Annotated in this window: 17 protein-coding genes; 5 read left to right on the forward strand and 12 right to left on the reverse strand. The window is 45.5% G+C overall.

What is annotated here, in order from left to right:
- Positions 1 to 21: 21 nt before the first annotated feature.
- Together ftsB and H8K52_RS15785 are read left to right on the forward strand one after the other, a co-directional pair.
- The gene (gene ftsB, locus H8K52_RS15780) at positions 22 to 348 is read left to right on the forward strand and encodes a cell division protein FtsB (RefSeq protein ID WP_186923869.1); all 327 of its coding nucleotides are present in this window, start codon (positions 22 to 24) and stop codon (positions 346 to 348) included.
- Positions 349 to 432: 84 nt separating this feature from the next.
- Positions 433 to 882, forward strand: coding sequence for a hypothetical protein (locus H8K52_RS15785; RefSeq protein WP_186923870.1), 450 nt, complete (start codon positions 433 to 435; stop codon positions 880 to 882).
- Between the two features lie 168 nt (positions 883 to 1,050).
- On the opposite strand, the gene waaC is transcribed toward H8K52_RS15785, so the two are convergent.
- The 12 genes from waaC to rfbB all read right to left on the reverse strand — a co-directional run bounded on the left by waaC (position 1,051) and on the right by rfbB (position 14,184).
- Positions 1,051 to 2,037, reverse strand: a complete 987-nt coding sequence (gene waaC, locus H8K52_RS15790; protein ID WP_186923871.1) for a lipopolysaccharide heptosyltransferase I — start codon at positions 2,035 to 2,037, stop codon at positions 1,051 to 1,053.
- Between the two features lie 136 nt (positions 2,038 to 2,173).
- Entirely contained in the window at positions 2,174 to 3,301 is a 1,128-nt protein-coding gene (locus H8K52_RS15795; protein WP_222613802.1) for a glycosyltransferase, read from the reverse strand.
- A gap of 93 nt (positions 3,302 to 3,394) precedes the next feature.
- Positions 3,395 to 4,330, reverse strand: a complete 936-nt coding sequence (locus tag H8K52_RS15800; protein WP_186923873.1) for an NAD-dependent epimerase/dehydratase family protein — start codon at positions 4,328 to 4,330, stop codon at positions 3,395 to 3,397.
- 78 nt (positions 4,331 to 4,408) lie between these two features.
- Complete coding sequence (locus tag H8K52_RS15805; RefSeq protein WP_186923874.1) at positions 4,409 to 5,785, reverse strand: phosphomannomutase/phosphoglucomutase; 1,377 nt, start codon at positions 5,783 to 5,785, stop codon at positions 4,409 to 4,411.
- A gap of 110 nt (positions 5,786 to 5,895) precedes the next feature.
- On the reverse strand, positions 5,896 to 7,794 hold the full coding sequence (locus tag H8K52_RS15810) for a polysaccharide biosynthesis protein (RefSeq protein WP_425507547.1): 1,899 nt from the start codon (positions 7,792 to 7,794) through the stop codon (positions 5,896 to 5,898).
- Positions 7,795 to 7,847: 53 nt separating this feature from the next.
- The gene (locus H8K52_RS15815) at positions 7,848 to 8,408 is read right to left on the reverse strand and encodes a sugar transferase (protein ID WP_186923875.1); all 561 of its coding nucleotides are present in this window, start codon (positions 8,406 to 8,408) and stop codon (positions 7,848 to 7,850) included.
- Positions 8,409 to 8,417: 9 nt separating this feature from the next.
- Positions 8,418 to 9,383, reverse strand: a complete 966-nt coding sequence (locus tag H8K52_RS15820; RefSeq protein ID WP_186923876.1) for a UDP-glucose 4-epimerase family protein — start codon at positions 9,381 to 9,383, stop codon at positions 8,418 to 8,420.
- A gap of 16 nt (positions 9,384 to 9,399) precedes the next feature.
- A complete protein-coding gene (locus H8K52_RS15825; protein ID WP_186923877.1) occupies positions 9,400 to 10,713 on the reverse strand; it encodes a flippase in 1,314 nt (437 codons plus the stop codon).
- Positions 10,703 to 11,626 (reverse strand): dTDP-4-dehydrorhamnose reductase, encoded by a 924-nt coding sequence (gene rfbD, locus H8K52_RS15830; protein ID WP_186923878.1) that lies wholly within the window; start codon positions 11,624 to 11,626, stop codon positions 10,703 to 10,705. The genes H8K52_RS15825 and rfbD overlap by 11 nt, the downstream gene beginning before the upstream one ends.
- Positions 11,627 to 11,645: 19 nt before the next feature.
- Entirely contained in the window at positions 11,646 to 12,182 is a 537-nt protein-coding gene (gene rfbC / locus H8K52_RS15835) for a dTDP-4-dehydrorhamnose 3,5-epimerase (RefSeq protein WP_186923879.1), read from the reverse strand.
- Between the two features lie 23 nt (positions 12,183 to 12,205).
- Positions 12,206 to 13,096 carry a glucose-1-phosphate thymidylyltransferase RfbA gene (gene rfbA, locus H8K52_RS15840; protein WP_186923880.1) on the reverse strand — a complete coding sequence of 297 codons (891 nt, stop codon included), beginning with the start codon at positions 13,094 to 13,096 and terminating at the stop codon, positions 12,206 to 12,208.
- A 20-nt stretch (positions 13,097 to 13,116) separates the two neighbouring features.
- Complete coding sequence (rfbB, locus tag H8K52_RS15845; protein ID WP_186923881.1) at positions 13,117 to 14,184, reverse strand: dTDP-glucose 4,6-dehydratase; 1,068 nt, start codon at positions 14,182 to 14,184, stop codon at positions 13,117 to 13,119.
- A gap of 257 nt (positions 14,185 to 14,441) precedes the next feature.
- Between rfbB and grpE the strand changes: the two genes are divergently transcribed.
- The 3 genes from grpE (at position 14,442) to dnaJ (ending at position 18,449) form a co-directional block, all read left to right on the forward strand.
- A complete protein-coding gene (gene grpE, locus H8K52_RS15850) occupies positions 14,442 to 15,020 on the forward strand; it encodes a nucleotide exchange factor GrpE (RefSeq protein ID WP_186923882.1) in 579 nt (192 codons plus the stop codon).
- Between the two features lie 206 nt (positions 15,021 to 15,226).
- Positions 15,227 to 17,164, forward strand: coding sequence for a molecular chaperone DnaK (dnaK, locus tag H8K52_RS15855; protein ID WP_186923883.1), 1,938 nt, complete (start codon positions 15,227 to 15,229; stop codon positions 17,162 to 17,164).
- 163 nt (positions 17,165 to 17,327) lie between these two features.
- Positions 17,328 to 18,449, forward strand: a complete 1,122-nt coding sequence (dnaJ, locus tag H8K52_RS15860; protein WP_186923884.1) for a molecular chaperone DnaJ — start codon at positions 17,328 to 17,330, stop codon at positions 18,447 to 18,449.
- The last annotated feature ends 46 nt before the right edge of the window (positions 18,450 to 18,495 follow it).

The raw sequence follows: 18,495 nt of genomic DNA on the forward strand, positions 1-18,495 counted from the left end.
TTGACCTTCACCTAAGATCGCATGCGTCTAATTACCATCGCCTTATTAGCTTTGTTACTCCTGATCCAGTTTCCGCTGTGGTTAGGGAAGGGCGGCTGGCTGCGTGTTTGGGAATTAGATAAACAAGTCAATGCAACGCACGCCAAGAATGAAGAACTAAAAGCGCGCAACGCTAAATTAGATTCCGAAGTACAAGATTTAAAAAATGGCACAGCTGCTGTCGAAGAGCGTGCCCGCTTTGAACTAGGCATGATCAAGAAAGATGAAATCTTTGTTCAGATTTTGGATGCCGGAAGCCAGGTTGAAAGTAAACCCCAAGTCATCAAACCTGCTGTTAAGAAGAATTGATCAAATTCTCTCTTCGTTTTACCTGCAGTCTCTTAGTTCCACGACTTTCTGAATAACTCAAAATTTTGAGTCGGACTCGGTTGAGTGAACCACCAAGCCATCAACCGACCATCGAGTTCCCACTTCAATGATGGAAGGCAAAATGCACGAATTTCCGCATCAATTGCGCCCAATCAAATCATCACAATACACTACAAAAGTGGGAAATACGTAGCAGATGGAACTTGGTCAGATACGGCAGTCTCCAAGCAATGCGGCTCAGCGGTGCTGTTGCGGCGCATGGCAGAAGTTGGGCAGGTTGGGTTTATCGATCAGCCAGTGCCAAAACAAAACTCGACTCCGATTGTTCCTATGTATGCAGTGACAAGCTCGAAAGACGTTGCTATCGTATTGCGCGTGGAGGAACTACAGAAGTGGCTCAACACCTTCCCTGGAATTTTTGTGAAAGTCGATGGCGTTCCTGGAGGGCGTACATCTGAGGCATATCGACGAGTGACGGGGTCTTATCTTCCGGGTGATCCAAGGGCTAGATAGAATGGGAATCAAGACGCCGAAGAATAAGCCGCACTTCGAACGTCTGACAATAGAAGCTGGTGAAAAAGATTCGGTAGTGACAGCACTATCAAATGCTATTTCTGCTGCACGTGACAGGTATTCCAAATTAAAGGTAATGCCTGCCGATCAATAGAATGCGAACGTGTCCTAGTTCGATTTTTTAGCTAGAAGGCGTTCGAACGCAATTTCTACTTCCGCCACGCTAGGTGGTGAACCTTTATCGCCAAGATTGATGATTTTGTCCGACCAGTTTCCTTCAGTTTTCCACTTTGGCGAGTCACAATAAATTTCTATGGTCGGTGTTTCGTAGGCCGCTGCGATGTGAACTAAACCTGTATCAACGCCGATCACTAAAGCCGCACGTTGTGCTAACACAGTCGCTTCTTGCATAGACAGCTTCGGTAACACTTGCGCATTGCTCATGTGCTCCGCCATCGCTTCGGCTTCAAGTTTTTCGGCGGCACTTCCCCACGGAAGTAAAATTGGCCATTCAGTTACCTGTAAGTCACGAGCTGTGCCTATCCAATTATTTCGTGGCCATTTTTTAGACTCACCCGCAGTACCGTGAAAGAAAACGATATAGGGCGATGCCGGCATCCAATCGGGTTGTAAATCGAGTTTTTGCAAACCAAAACTTGCTGGTGTATCGACCTGATAATTGAGTGCTGCAGCCGCTACTAGCCGTCCACGTAAAACCGCGTGAGTGCGGCGGTCGACCGGAATACTTAAGTCGTGGAAAATTCTTGAAATGCCTTCATAGCCTGAACCTTCTGTACCATTCGCTAAACCGACCTTACGCCCATTCGGCGCTTTGCGTGCCATGCCCATGATGATGCCGGTTTTTAACAATCCTTGCGTATCAAAGATGAAATCGTAAGCCTCTTCACGCAGGGTGCGATAAAAATGTTTTATCTCTGCGCGGGTTTCCTTATTTCCCAAACTTTTACGCCAACGACGTTGTGCATAGGCGATGACTTTGTTAACACTGGGCTGGAGTTTGACCAGATTGACATAGGCTTCTTCGACCACCCAATCGATTTGTGCATTTGGGTAGAGGGCTTTAATATCATCCACCATCGGCATATTGTGGAGTACATCACCTAAGGAAGAGACGCGTATCAGTAGTATTTTCAATTTATGTGCAGATGCTTAGTGTTTATTTAATGGCTAGTGTTTAGGCTGAAATGTGAGCTTTTCGCACTTCAAAAATTAAATTCTCAACGCAAAATTGGTGAGAACTGAGAATGTTGATCGCTTTCATCTGCTGTGCTTATTTTTGATAGGTTGCGGATGTCGTGATATAAAAATCTCTTAAGGCTGCATAGAGAATGTCAGCCGAAAAATACTGATCGACTCTGGATTTGGCAGCCAATCCCATCGTTTGTCGGAGTGATTGATCAGCGATGATTAATTCAAGTGCTTGTACAAATTCAGGGATATTTCCAAACTCATATAATATTCCAGTTTCGTCTTCTGAAACAGAGTCAATTAAACCAGGAATGCGAGAGCCGACAGTGGGAACACCCATTGCTGCAGCGTCAATGACGATAGAACCAAAGCCTTCCCGATGGCTAGGCAAGCACAACACGTCCGTGATTGCTAAATAAACTTCATGATTATTGACATGGCCGACTTCAATGACGTCGTTAAAAAGTGTTGGCTTGGTTTTGCGCAAATTGGCGATTTCACCGTCTTCATCCGGGCCAATAAATAGGAGTTTAATGTTGTGATCTGGATTGGGTAGTCGGGCAAATGCATGCAACATATCAATGGCGCCTTTATCACGCGTTTTTCGCGCAATAAATGAGAGCACAATATGGGTTTTTGTTATCTTCAGGCTTTGTCTTAATTTTTCAGCGGCGGGCGCTAGGTCTTGGTGGTTAAAACGACTAAGGTCAACCCCAGAAAGTGAGCCTTTGGACAAAACGGGCAATGCTTGACTTTGATAGCTTATGCCATGTTGAAGTAAGAAATCTGATTGTGACAAACTGTCGGTTAAGCATCGTTGATTCAAAAAATTAATGAATCGATCGATCGCATAAAAAAAGCTTTTAGAAAAACCTTTTTGTGTAGCCCAAGTTTGACCTGTAAATGTATGGATGCGCACCGGTACACGTGCCAGACATCCGGCAATAGTCGTGAGTAAGCCAGCTTTCGGCATGATGGAATGAACCACATCCGGCTGGTATTTACGTAAGAATCGATAAAGGGAAATCAGAGCGGTGAAATCCTTGAAGACACTGTACTTACGATTAATATCAATATCGACAAATTGAATTGCCGGATACAAGGCTTGATTCGCCGACACGTTTTGTCCTACGACACAAACGTCAAAATCGGCAGATATTCTTTTTAAGGTGTTATTTAAGTGCCATGGGACTACATAGGATGCAGTCACAACTCTCACTACTTTTAATTTCTTGCTCACAAAAATTTATTCCCGCATAAAAGTTGAGTGGCACGCTGTAATTGATAAATTTCAAAAAAATGATTAATTCTTGTGCTCCGTTATCATTTCCGCTAAACCCTCTTGCATTGATATGACATGATGATATTGCAAATCATTTTCAATTTTGTGAATTGGGTAATACGTTTTATTGCTTAACGCATCTATCCTTGACGATGTTAATGGTAACTTAGGTATCCATCCTAAGCAGGCAACGATAGCGCGCATGGGTTTTTCCGGAAATCGTAAAGTTGGTGCTTTTTGATTTAATAATGAAGAAATGATGTCGACAAATTCTTCTAGGGTACGGTAATCAGAGATGTTATAGATTTGCCCTTTGGCCTGTGGTGAAGTGCCGCACAAATAAAGCGCCTCGACGACGTTGTTCACATGCACATAGTTGGCAGATGCACCTTTGGCACCAATAAAGACAAACAGACCTTTTTTGATCATGCCGATCAGACTGCGTAAAGACTGATTTGACATGCCTGTGCCATACACAATCGATGGTCGTAATACGACGCTCTCAAAGGCACCGCTGTTGCTTGCTGAGATGACTAAGGCATCCGATTTTGCTTTCGTCACTTCATACATGCCTGAAGGATTGAGCGTTGAGTTCTCGTCGATCATACATTGTCGATTTAATCCATATGCACCCACGCTACTCAATTGCACCCATCTTCTGATCTTTCCAGTCGCCATTTTGATCAGTAAGCCAGTGCCATCTAGGTGAATTGCCTCCATGCGACTTTCATCACGAATCTCTCCGGCACAGTGATAAAGAACATCAACTTGATCTAGAAAAGAGGACATATTTTCGGCCCGTGTTAAATCGCCAGAAAACCAACGCACCTCTGCAGGAAGATTGGCCAATTGCGGGTCTCGACGTGAAAACACTCGTACTTCGTCACCATTAGTCAGATGACGCAAGACCAGCTTACGACCAATGAAACCTGTTCCACCCGTAATTCCGACAATCAAAAGATACCTCGCAATAATAATTTTTCGTGATGATTGAGTCGCCTATCAAGCGGCTATCGAAGCAATTATATGTGATTCTTAATACGGCAAAACTGCATCCGGCTTGACTGCCAGAATCGCTGTTTTTAATGCTGCCTGAATCCGTACCAAAGCCTCCGGTGTCTCTGCTTCAAAACGCATCACAATCACCGGTGTGGTGTTCGATGAACGGGCTAAGCCAAAGCCATCTGGGTATTCCACACGTAGACCATCAATATTAATGATTTCAGTCGAGCCTGGAAAATTCGCATTTTTTTGCATTGCTGCAATGATGGCAAAATTTTCACCTTCATTCAATTTTAATTGCAACTCTGGGGTGCTGGTCGATTGTGGTAAGTCATTGAGTGTCGCCGTCATGTCGGCCACTTTACTCAGAATTTCCAATAATCGGGCACCAGCGTACATGCCGTCATCAAAGCCGTACCAGCGGTCTTTAAAGAAGACGTGACCACTCATTTCACCGCCCAAAGGGGAGCCAGTTTCTTTGAGTTTGGCTTTGACCAAGGAGTGACCTGTTTTCCACATCAGCGGAACGCCGCCATGATCCTTGATCCAGCTGGACAAATGACGCGTGCATTTTACGTCATACAATATTTGTTCGCCTGGATGGCGACTCAAGACATCGGCGGCAAACAACATCAATTGACGATCTGGATAAATGATTTGCCCATCTTTTGTCACCACGCCTAGACGATCACCGTCGCCGTCAAAAGCCAGCCCAATTTCCGCATCGCCAGTTTGTAAACAATGTATCAGATCTTGCAGGTTTTCTGGATGCGCGGGATCGGGATGGTGATTAGGGAAATTGCCATCAACTTCGCAAAATAATTCGGTCACTTCGCAACCCATGGCACGGTACAAATCACCGGCGAAAGCCCCAGCAACACCATTGCCACAATCGATTGCGATCTTGATCTTACGCGTGAGTTTGACATCACTGACGATGCGTTCTAAATAGGCGGCTTTGATATCATGCGTGCTATAAGTTCCTTCGCCGACTGCAAAATCCTGCGCCACGATGCGGTCGTACAACGCGAGTATCGTATCGCCATAAATCGCTTCACCAGCGAGCACCATTTTGAACCCGTTGTAGTCCGGTGGATTATGGCTGCCTGTGACCATGATGCCGGAAGTCGCGCCGAGCACATGGGTGCCAAAATACACCATGGGCGTTGCGACAACGCCGAGATCAATGACATTGACACCTGTAGCTTGTAATCCTTTTGCCAGTGCTTCTGCTAATGATGGTCCAGATAAACGGCCATCGCGACCGATCACAACCGTCTTCTCGCCTTTGGCGAGCGCGGCACTACCGAAGGCTTGCCCAATCGCGTAAGCGACGTCAGCATCCAACGTTTTATCAATGATGCCGCGGATGTCGTAGGCTTTAAAAATACTCTTGGAAAGTAGGGACATAATGTTCTCTATCTAAAAAATACGAATTTTTTTGAAAGGCTTTGCCGCAGGGGCGCAGAGCACGCAGAGTTTTTTGAATCAGAATCTCTGCGTGCTCTGCGCCTCTGCGTCTAGGCCTTGTTCTTCATCTGCCAAATAAAATCTTCAATACCACACTGAGGTTGATACTCAACCACCAATTGCTGTATCAAGCTGCGGACTTTTTCATACGCGAAATCGCTGCAAGCTTGGTCTAATTCTTCTAAGGCCACTAGTAAATCGCTCCACGCCAATTCCGCTTCTTGGGCGCGCATGATCAGTGGATGCGTGGTACGTTCGACATTGTCACCAATCAGCAATTCTTCATATAGTTTCTCTCCCGGACGCAGTCCGACTTCGCGGATTTCTATTGTGCCTTCAGGATGGTCACTAGACTTTACTTCTAAGCCGCACAGATGCACCATACGACGTGCCAAATCGATGATGCGCACAGGTTCACCCATGTCGAGCACAAATACATCACCGCCTTGACCCATTGCACCCGCTTGTAAAACCAATTGGGCTGCTTCTGGAATCGTCATGAAATAACGTGTGATTTCGCTATGGGTTAGCGTAATCGGACCACCTTGCATGATTTGTTTGCGGAATAAGGGAACGACTGAACCCGAAGAGCCTAGCACATTGCCAAATCTGACCATGCAAAAACGCGTACGACTTTGACGGCGCGCATTTGCTTGCAAAATGAGCTCCGCCAGCCGCTTAGTTGCTCCCATCACATTGGTTGGGCGAACCGCTTTATCTGTCGAGATTAAAACGAACTGTTTAACGCCCGCATCGATCGCTGCCTGTGCCAATTTGAAGGTGCCAAATACATTATTCCGTATGCCCTCGATAGGATTGTGTTCAACCAGCGGTACATGCTTGTAGGCCGCCGCGTGATACACAGTATCGATTTGAAAGCCGCGAAAAATCTTATCGAGCTTGGCACTGTCGTGAATCGAACCTAAGAAAGGTTTGATATCGCAAGCTATTTTCATTTGATCGCGCAGTGCAGACAATTCCTGTTCAATTGAATACAGGGAAAATTCCGACATTTCCAAGAGCATCAGACTCTTGGGATTTTGTCGCAAAATCTGACGGCATAATTCAGAGCCAATGGAGCCGCCTGCACCACTAACCAGAACATTTTTGTCCGTGATGCAGATCGCCAACAAGGCTTCGTCAGGTTCAACCTGATCGCGGCCTAATAGATCTTCAATTTCGACATCTCGAATATCTTGTACCCGTAGTTCGCCGTTAATCAAACTCTTGATCGAGGGCGTGACTTTGACGCGAACTTTGTACATTTCTAGTTGATCCAGAATTTGCTTTTGTTTCGCTTTAGAAACGCTGGGTAAAGCAAGCAAAACTTCCTTCATGCCAAAATTCTTGACTAATTGCGGTATCGCTTCCACCGCGTAGACTTTGATGCCAGCAATCGATGAGCCGTGCATAGCGCGATTGTCATCGATGAAGGCAATGCAATCGAGTTCATGGCCAGCGCGTAAGGCATTGGCGAGTTGCATGCCGGCGGTACCAGCACCATAAATCGCGATTTTGATCGCATTTGGATTACGTCGCATACCGCCAAGGTAGGCCCGAGCAGCTAGGCGGCTGGCACCGACATACAAAATGGCACCTGACCAATATATGACAAATACCGCACGCGAAATAGCAGTCAACTGCAGCATGAAACTTAAGAACGCCAGTGCCAATACCGACAGCGTCACGCCAATCACCACCACGCTGACCATTTTATGATCAATGTAACGTATCACCGCACGGTATAAACCGATTTTGATAAAGATGGGAATGGCAAACAAGGGCACGGCGCAAATCAGCCAGCCATAATGCTTAAGTAATTCGATATTGACAGATTCATAGCGCGTCAAAATCGCCAAAATAAACGCTAATGGCAAAAAAATGGCATCAACCACGCCAGCAATCATTTGCTTGTGCAGGCGAGGGAGGTTGACTAAAGAATGCATCATAGTTCGATGGTCAGAATAATTAGTTTGGGCATCTGAAAATGAATGTCTCCACATTAATGCGTGACGCCATCACGCTTGATGACTTTAAAAAAAGTGAGGAATAAAATTTGAATATCCAGTAGTAATGATTGGTGCTGCAAGTAGTATGCATCCAATTCCACTTTTTGCGGAATCGGCAACTCATCACGACCATTAATTTGCGCCCAGCCAGTCAGACCCGGAACAATCGTGTGTACTTGTTTTTCAGTGCGTAGCGCAATCAAATCTGCCTGGTTATACAGAGCTGGTCGTGGGCCAACGAAGCTCATATCGCCTTTGATGATGCTCCACAATTGTGGTAACTCATCCAAACTCGATTTGCGCAGAAAAGAACCGACTGGCGTCAGATATTGATCTGGATTTGTTAATAGATGTGTCGCTACTGCTGGTGTGTCTATCAGCATAGAACGGAATTTTGGCATTTTGAAAATCTGGTTGTAGCGACCAACACGATCTGACCAATAAATAATGGGACCTTTAGAGCTCAACGCTACTAACAGAGAAACGAAGAGGAAAGGCAGCAGCAAAATAAGGGCAGCGATCAACGCCAAGAATAAGTCAAAGAGTCGTTTCATTTTTTATGATCAGTTTTTGTTATTAGTATTCGTTAATACGGAGGCGCAAGCCTGTAAGCCTTGTGCCAAGGTAAATGGTGGTGTCCAATGCAATACTTTTTTTGCTTTGCTGATGTCGATTTGCAGCGATTGACATAGGCGATCGGTCACCGATTTTTTTCCTAATAGGTGTGCGAAAAAAACTAAGACACTACTAGGAAATGGAAACAATCGAGATGGTACCTGTAAAGCGCGCGCTGCTTGTTGTAATAATTGCGAGGTTGAGACATCTTCATCATCAGAGGCTAAAAATATTTGATTGTAAGCCGCAGGATTTTGTATGCATGTCACAATTAAGTCGACTAAATTCTCTACATAAATCAGGCTACGTCGATTTTGTATTTTTGCTAGTGGTAGTGGTACTTGCTTCTGTACCCAACGAAGCATACTGAGAAAATTCGCGCCAACACCTGCGCCATAGACTAGAGGTGGCCTGATGATCGTCACTGACATCCCAGTTGTTTTGCTTAGCGCGAGGAGTGCTTGTTCCGCTTCCAATTTGGATATACCGTAAGGATCAGAAGCTTGAGCCTGGTCTTCCTCGGTAAAAGCTGTGCCAGGCGAGGTCAGTTCGCCATTCACTTTGACTGAGCTAAGATAAATAAATTGACGTACGCCAGCCTGCGCAGCTTGTTCTGCCAAGCGTATTGTTCCTAAGACATTCACTTGTCGGAAGGCATGCAGAGGGTCACCTGCAGACTCATTCATGACGTGGACGCGCGCAGCGCAATGAATCACGGTATCGATAGGCTGATTGAAGCATGTAGACCACTCAGTATTGCCATCAATGTCGCCAACATTCTGTGTTCGCAAGCCTGCGATTTTTTTATCGGAGCGTGTCGCACACAAAAGGGGATAATTTTTTTCTACCAGTCGTTGCGCCAAATGCGAACCAACGAAGCCAGTCGAGCCAGTCATGAGAATAGAAGGAAGCATAAGCTTTAGTGATAATTTATCTTGGTTCAGAATTAGCGCGTTTATTAAAATACGCGATCGCCGTGTTTAACAAAACTAAATCGATCGTGACTCGCAAAACCCAGGCGATCGCGGCACCCATTAATCCAAATTGTTTGGTGAGTACATAAATCATTGCGATATAAATCAACAGTTCAGCTATGTGAAATTGTGCCGTCAGTTTGGTTTTACCAACCGCGTGCAAAAAAGTATAGGAAACCGTTGCGACCCCATTGATGAATGCGCCTACAATAAAAATTAAAGCGATCGGGTAGGCTTTGGATGCAAATTCTGGTGTGATCCACACCGATAAAACCGGGTAAATCGTCAAGGCAGCTAGGCCACATAGTGCTCCCATAATCTTGATCATACGGCGGTAGTTGTCACTGTAGGTTTTCTGCAATTCATCATGATTTAGGATGGACGCAAAAAGCGGCATCAAAGCCCCGCAAATGGCAGCGGGAACAATCAATAAACGGATTAAACCCTCTTGCGGTATGGCGTAGACTGAAAGTTTATCTGCACCGACTAAGGCACTGATAAAAAAGCGGTCACCATACATCATGAGTGGGCTAATAATACCCGTCACAGACACCCACACACCGTAGGACATCAAATCTCGCATTTGTCGCTGCAGTGATGTCAGTGCCGTGTTGCTGGTCGTGACGATATAGTTTTTGATTCGTAAGCAATGGCGCAATTGAATAAAACCGAATACCACAATGAACAGCCGAATCACGACTAGATATAAGGTAATTTGCCAAAGGCTAGGGCCGTGTAGCGCAATTGAGATGGCTGGCGTGGTGAACATACTAAAACCTAGCAATAGCTTGTTCACGTTCGAGGGCATGAAATAACCCATCCCTTCCATCGCACCTCGTAGTCCGCTAGTAATGGTCGCAGGGATAATGCCCAACGCCGTGATTTGCAGTGCTAATTGCGAGTCAGCTTGCCAGTGCGAACTAATTTTTAACCAGTCCTGTGCCAGATGCGGTGCTAAAAACCAGATGAGCAGGCAACCAAGTAATCCGGTCGCCGTTGTCAGTACCAATCCAGATTTTAGGATCATCTGTATTTTTGCTAAATCCTGACCACTCTGCTGATTCTGTAGGCGACTGATTTCATAAGTCATCGCGCGCCCGGCACCGAAGTCAAATAAGCTGAAGTAGCCTATCAGTGCCCAGATCAATGTTAGAACTCCGAACCCTTCCTCACCCAAGCGCGCTAAGGTGTAGGGAATAAATGCTAGTGCCGCGAGTAAGGGGGCACCGCTGCCGATCAGATTCCAAATCGTATTTTTCCTAAGAGACATGGGCTTTTTCTAAAAGTACGGTTTGCAATAAATCCTGCCAGATTGGTATGGGTAGCTTAAATTCACGACTGAATTTGCTATTGTCCAGACTAGAATTATGCGGACGGCACGCAGGCGTTGGGTAGTCTGCACTTGGAATGCCGTGTATCACTGGAGCCGATTTTGTTAATAAATTCAGTGGCGCTGATTGTCGCATTATTTCCGTGGCAAATTCTTGCCAGTTGGTTTTGCCAGCGGCTGTCATATGGTAAAGGCCGCCATGTTGCGTCCACCAAGTTGCTTTGTCATTGGCGTTTTGTAATTGCTGAATAATCGCGCAAGTCACGTTGGCGAGCCAGCCTGCACTCGTCGGCGCTCCCCATTGGTCATTGACGATGCGCAATTCGTCTTTGTCGTTTGCCAGTCTTAACATGCTGGATAAGAAATTTTTGCCAAGCGAGGAATAGACCCAACTTGTTCTAAAAATGAGGTGTTGACATCCGCTAGCTTGAATTGCTAAATCGCCGGCTAATTTGCTTTTTCCGTATTCGTTGAGTGGCTTTGCAGAATCAGTTTCCAAATAGGGGGTCCAATTTCCTTGATGGTCAGCTTTGTTACCGTCAAAGACGTAATCTGTCGAAAAATGAATCAAGCCGATGTTCCTATTTTTTGCTTCTTGCGCGATCACTTGCGGCGCTAAGGCATTGATGCGATGCGCTAAGTCAATATCACTTTCGGCTTGATCGACGCTGGTATAGGCCGCAGGATTGATGATGAGGTCAGGTTGATGCCGCGCTATCGCTTCGCGAATCGAATCCAGTTGACTGAGATCGAGTTCTCTACGTGTTGGGGCAATAATCTGCCCAAGTTCCGTCAAAGGCTGCAATAGCGCATTGCCGACTTGGCCTGTACTGCCGGTTAGTAAAATTTTCATGCCGCTTTAATGTGGTTAACTATTCGATCTCAGCAAGTAATTGCCCTAGCTGATCTTTGGCTGATAACTGTGGCGGCGTCTGCGTCGGCCAAGGGATGCCTAAAGCTGGGTCATTCCACAGCAAGCAACGCTCATAATTTGGTGCCCAATAATCCGTTGTTTTGTAGAGTAATTCTGCATAGTCACTAGTGACGATAAATCCATGCGCGAAGCCAGGAGGGATCCACTTTTGACGCGAATTGTCGGACGACAGTACTGTTGCTGTCCATTTGCCAAAGTTAGGTGAGTGCCGACGTACATCGACTGCGACGTCGAATACTTCCCCTGCGATTACACGTACCAATTTGCCTTGTGCTTGTTGAACCTGATAATGCAAGCCACGTAATACACCTCGGGCTGATCGTGAATGGTTATCTTGCACGAACTCGGTATTGATGCCCGTGCAGGCGGCAAACGTTTTGGCGTTAAAACTTTCGTAAAAAAAGCCACGTTCATCGCCAAAAATTTTAGGTTCTAAAATCAGGACTTCAGGTAAATCCGTAGAAATGATATTCATGCAATCGTCGATGTCATCAAGGCTTAAAAACTTTTGTTATTAAGTAGGCGTAATAGATACTGGCCGTATTCGTTTTTCTTGAGCGGTTGTGCTAAATCTTCTAATTGCGTGGCGCTGATGTAGGATCTGCGATAAGCGATCTCCTCTGGACAGGCGACTTTCAAGCCCTGTCGTTTCTCGATCGTAGCAATAAATTGACCTGCCTCTAGTAGTGAATCGTGCGTGCCCGTATCCAACCAAGCCATACCGCGTCCCATTAACTCGACCTTCAATTGTCCCTGCTGTAAATAGACATTGTTGACGTCGGTAATTTCTAATTCACCACGTGCAGACGGTTTGATATTCGCAGCGATATCACAGATCTGTTGGTCGTAGAAATAAAGTCCTGTTACCGCATAATTGGACTTCGGTTTGAGCGGTTTCTCTTCAATGCTGACGGCTTTGCGATTGGCATCAAAATCCACTACGCCATAGCGCTCAGGATCGTTTACGTGATAGGCAAACACCGTTGCACCATCGCGATTGTTATCTGCGCGACGTAATAAAGCTTCAAATTCGTGGCCGTAGTAAATATTGTCACCCAAGATCAACGCGGACGGAGAATTGCCGACAAATTCTTTACCAATGATGAAAGCTTGCGCCAATCCATCGGGTGAGGGCTGTACTGCATAACTGAGGCTAATTCCCCATTGAGAACCATCGCCAAGCAGCTCTTGAAAGCGCGGTGTATCTTGTGGCGTCGAAATGATTAAGATGTCACGCATGCCCGCTAACATCAGCGATGTGAGCGGATAGTAAATCATCGGTTTATCGTAAATCGGCAGTAACTGTTTAGATACTGATTTCGTGACAGGGTACAAGCGGGTGCCAGAACCGCCCGCCAAAATAATGCCTTTGCGTGGTATTTGTGTCATGGTTGCGTCTCTTGATTTTTCTAATGGATGTCTTGAACGTGGTATTGAAGGGCGACCCAGTTTTGATATTCGCCAGACAGAACCTGGGCAGTCCAAGCGTCATTGTCGAGATACCAACTGACCGTTTTTCGCAGACCTGTTTCGAATGATTCCGCTGGCTTCCAGCCTAGTTCGCGTTCAATTTTTCGTGCGTCAATTGCATAGCGCTTATCGTGACCAGGTCGATCTTTGACATGACGTATTTGATCGCGATAGTTGCCTGCTACTTTTGGCTGCAATTCATCGAGTAAGTCGCAAATGCTATGCACCACGTTTAAGTTGGTTTTTTCATTCCAGCCGCCAATATTGTATGTGGCGCCGGGTTGGCCTGCTTCTAGAACACGGCGAATGGCTGCACAGTGATCACTGACATATAACCAATCCCTTACCTGACTGCCATCACCATAGATAGGTAAAACCTTTCCCGCCCGTGCGTTGGTAATCACCAATGGGATGAGTTTTTCAGGGAAGTGTAGAGGGCCGTAATTATTCGAACAGTTCGTCGTCAAAGTAGGCAAGCCGTAAGTGTGATGATAGGCACGAACTAAATGATCGGAGGCAGCTTTGGATGCGGAATAAGGACTATTCGGCGCATAAGCAGTGGTTTCTGTGAACGGCGGATCATTGGCTTCCAAGCTGCCATAGACTTCGTCAGTCGAGACGTGTAGGAATCGGAAAGCATTTTTTTCTTGCTCTGGTAACGCTTGCCAGTATGCACGGACTGACTCTAATAGGCTAAATGTGCCATTGACATTGGTCTCGATAAACGCCGCTGGTCCATGAATTGATCGATCAACATGGCTTTCCGCCGCAAAATGGAGGACAGCTCTTGGTTTATGCTTTTGCAATACTTGTTCCAGAATATCGCGTTCATTGATGTCAGCGTGTACGAAAAGGTGACGGTCGTCGTTGTTCAGACTAGAAAGATTGTTTAAGTTGCCAGCATAAGTCAGTTTATCCAGATTGATGACGACTTCATCGCTTTGTGTCAGCCAATCCAAAATAAAATTTGCGCCTATGAAGCCAGCGCCGCCAGTGACTAAAATCATGCCAAGATCCGATCATGTTGATGTTAACGATGAGAGAGCGCAATTTTACGATACTTGACTTGCAAATCGGCCACATACGAGGCTTTTGTCTTTAAATTACCTGATTTCATTGCCATTACTTCACTTTTTTTGTGGCCGCTCATGGTCGATCGCTATTTCAACTAGTTTTTTTGCTTAAAAAAGCAATTTTGACTCTTGAATTGTGCAATACCCACCTCATTTGTATGGACAATGCTTGATTTTTATGGAGATTGTTAATGCAAGAGCAAGATAAACCAGTAGGAAATACTGAAACAATAGCAACTTCGATTGATGTCGAGGCTTTACAAGCTGCTGCTGCGCAGAATCAAGTGGAGCCTGAAGTTGCAATTGAACCCGGCGTTTCAGCGGACACTTTGACGCAGTTGGAAGCGAAAGTGCTGGAATTGCAAGATGCGTTTATGCGTGCAAAGGCGGAGGGTGAAAACATTCGCCGCCGTGCGCAAGAAGATATTTCAAAAGCGCATAAATTCGCCATCGAAAGCTTCGCAGAGTCCTTGGTACCTGTAAAAGATAGCCTGGAAATGGGCTTGAAGGTCGAGACGCAAACAGTGGAATCGATTAAAGAAGGCGTAGAAATGACGCTCAAGCAATTGAATTCCGCATTTGAGAAGAACCGTTTGTTGGAAATCAATCCTCAACGTGGCGACAAGCTTGATCCAGCAAAACATCAAGCGGTATCGATGGTGCCAGCGGAACAAGAATCCAATACGATTGTGGATGTCTTGCAAAAGGGGTACACCATTGCTGATCGATTATTGCGTCCAGCATTAGTGACTGTGGCGCAAGCCAAATAGACGAAATTTTAGATTAATCGGAAAAAAATGGCGAGAAAACGTAAAAATAGCAAAGAAAGCGTTTAAAGCGCCTTGAAAACGCGGTTTTTCGCCATACATCAGATACAGAAGGACGCAGAACCACAAATGATGTTGTTTGCGCGTCCACCAAGTTTGAAACTCAATTGAAATTAAATATATAAATTCTTTAGGATAGGGAAAATATCATGGGAAAAATGATCGGTATTGATTTAGGTACAACCAACTCTTGCGTAGCAGTGATGGAGAATGGCCAACCAAAAGTGATCGAAAACGTAGAAGGCGCGCGTACCACGCCATCGATCATCGCTTATCAAGAAGACGGCGAAATTCTCGTCGGTGCTTCTGCTAAACGTCAGGCTGTCACGAATCCAAAAAACACTTTGTACGCTGTTAAGCGTTTAATCGGACGTAAGTTCGACGAAAAAGAAGTGCAAAAAGATATTTCTTTGATGCCTTACACCATTTCTAAAGCAGACAATGGCGATGCATGGGTATCCGTGCGTGACAAAAAACTCGCGCCACCACAAATTTCCGCTGAAGTTTTGCGCAAAATGAAAAAAACTGCCGAAGATTACCTCGGTGAAGAAGTGACAGAAGCGGTTATCACAGTTCCTGCTTACTTCAACGATGCACAACGTCAAGCAACTAAAGATGCTGGCCGTATCGCTGGTTTGGACGTCAAACGTATCATCAATGAACCAACTGCTGCAGCATTGGCTTTCGGTTTAGATAAAAAAGAAAAAGGCGATCGCAAGATTGCAGTTTACGATTTGGGTGGCGGTACGTTCGACGTTTCCATCATTGAAATCGCTGACGTTGATGGCGAAATGCAATTTGAAGTATTGTCTACGAACGGCGATACTTTCTTGGGTGGTGAAGATTTCGATCAACGCATCATCGACTACATCATCGACGAATTCAAAAAGATCAACGGTTTGGACTTGTCCAAAGATCCTATCGCTTTGCAACGTATTAAAGCCTCTGCAGAACGTGCGAAGATCGAATTGTCTAGCTCACAGCAAACAGAAATCAACGAGCCATACATCGCCATGGCAAATGGTGCGCCAGTGCATTTGAATTTGAAAATCACACGCGCTAAGTTGGAAGCGTTGGTAGAAGAGTTGATTCAAAAGACCATGGAACCATGCCGTATGGCGATCAAAGATGCGGGCGTAAAAACCTCTGACATCGATGACATCATCTTGGTTGGTGGTATGACACGTATGCCTAAGGTTCAAGAATTGGTCAAAGAATTCTTCGGCAAAGAACCACGTAAAGACGTGAATCCTGATGAAGCGGTTGCAGTTGGTGCAGCGATTCAAGGTTCCGTATTATCTGGTGATCGCAAAGACGTCTTGTTGTTAGACGTAACGCCATTGTCTTTGGGTATCGAGACTTTGGGTGGCGTGATGACGAAGATGATTCAAAAGAACACGACTATCCCAACCAAGTTCAGCCAAGTATTCTCGACTGCGGATGATAATCAACCAGCAGTAACGATCAAAGTGTTCCAAGGTGAACGCGAAATCGCGGCGCGTAACAAAGGTTTGGGCGAATTCAACTTAGAAGGTATTCCACCAGCTTCACGTGGCACACCACAAATTGAAGTGACTTTCGACATCGATGCGAATGGTATTTTGCATGTAGGCGCAAAAGACAAAGCGACTGGTAAAGAAAACAAAATCACTATTAAGGCAAACTCTGGTTTGACTGAAGAAGAAATTCAAAAAATGGTGAAAGACGCTGAATTGAATGCGGAAGAAGATCAAAAAGTCAAAGAATTGGCTGAATCTCGCAATCAAGGCGATGCATTGGTTCACTCAACCAAGAAGGCTTTGGCTGAGCATGGCGATAAGTTAGATGCTGGCGAAAAAGAGAAGATTGAAGCAGCAATCAAAGAGTTGGAAGATGTTTTGAAATCTGGCGATAAAGCAGAGATCGATACTAAACTCGGTAACTTGTCGACAGCGTCGCAAAAGTTAGGTGAAAAAGTGTACGCAGACATGCAAGCACAACAAGCCGCTTCTGGTAGTGCCGCAGGTGCAGCACCAGGCGCAGATGCAAAACCACAAGATGATGATGTGGTCGATGCTGACTTTAAAGAAGTGAAAGACGCTAAGTAATACGGCCGTAAATAAAGCAAACCTCTCAATGCAGAGGCACGGAGATGTAGAGTTACACAGAGAAAGGCATAGTCTTACTCTCGTTTTTCTCTAAAACTTTGTGTTTCCGTGTTGAGAGGTTTTGTTGTGAGATGAATGCTAATTAAAACAAGGTGTAATCGAGATGGCGAAGCGTGATTTTTACGAAATTCTGGGTGTTGCGAAAAACGCCTCAGAAGACGAAATCAAAAAGGCTTATCGCAAGCTGGCGATGAAATATCATCCGGATCGTAATCCGGATAGTAAGACTGCGGAAGAAAAATTTAAAGAAGGCAAAGAAGCCTACGAAATGTTATCTGACCCGCAAAAGCGCGAAGCTTATGATCGCTATGGTCATGCTGGCGTTGATCCGAATATGGGTGGCGGCGGAGGTGGTGGCAATGCCGGTTTTGCTGACGCCTTTGGCGATATCTTTGGTGATATTTTTGGTGGTGGTCGTGGTCGCAGCTCAGGTCCGCAAGTGTATCGCGGTGCCGATTTGCGTTACAACTTGGAAATCACCTTAGAGCAGGCAGCCAACGGATTTGATACTACGATCCGTGTGCCTAGTTATGATGGTTGCGATACCTGTCATGGTTCTGGTGCCAAACCTGGTACTTCGCCTGTGACGTGTACCACGTGCGGTGGACATGGTCAGGTGCGTATGCAGCAAGGCTTATTCAGTATTCAGCAAACCTGTCCTAAATGTCATGGCACAGGTAAGATGATTACCGATCCATGTAACCCTTGTAACGGTACTGGTCGAATCAAACGCAATAAAACACTGGAAGTGAAGATTCCTGCTGGTATTGATAACGGGATGCGCATTCGTTCTTCAGGTAATGGCGAGCCGGGTATTAATGGCGGACCTCCAGGTGATCTGTATGTGGAAATTCATATCAAGCCACATCAAGTGTTCCAACGTGAAGGTGATGATTTACATTGCGAAATTCCAATTTCCTTTGTCAAAGCAGCTTTAGGTGGTGACATCGAAGTCCCGACCTTGAGCGGTAAAGCCAGTTTCACGATTCCCGAAGGTACACAATCGGGTAAGACTTTCCGTTTGCGTAGCAAAGGCGTGAAGGGCGTGCGCTCTGGTTATGCTGGTGATTTGTTCTGCCACGTCGTGATCGAAACACCAGTAAAACTCACCGAAAAGCAAAAAGATTTGCTACGTAGCTTTGAACAACTGACGACAGAAGGTGGTTCTAAGCACAGTCCGCAAAGTAAGTCTTGGATGGATAAAGTGAAGAAGTTCTTCGAGTAAGTGGCACTTCGAATGACAAGAAAAGCGCAGATAATTTTTTATCTGC

This window comes from Affinundibacterium seohonense, from assembly GCF_014284305.1.
GTDB classification, from domain to species: domain Bacteria; phylum Pseudomonadota; class Gammaproteobacteria; order Burkholderiales; family Burkholderiaceae_D; genus Undibacterium; species Undibacterium seohonense.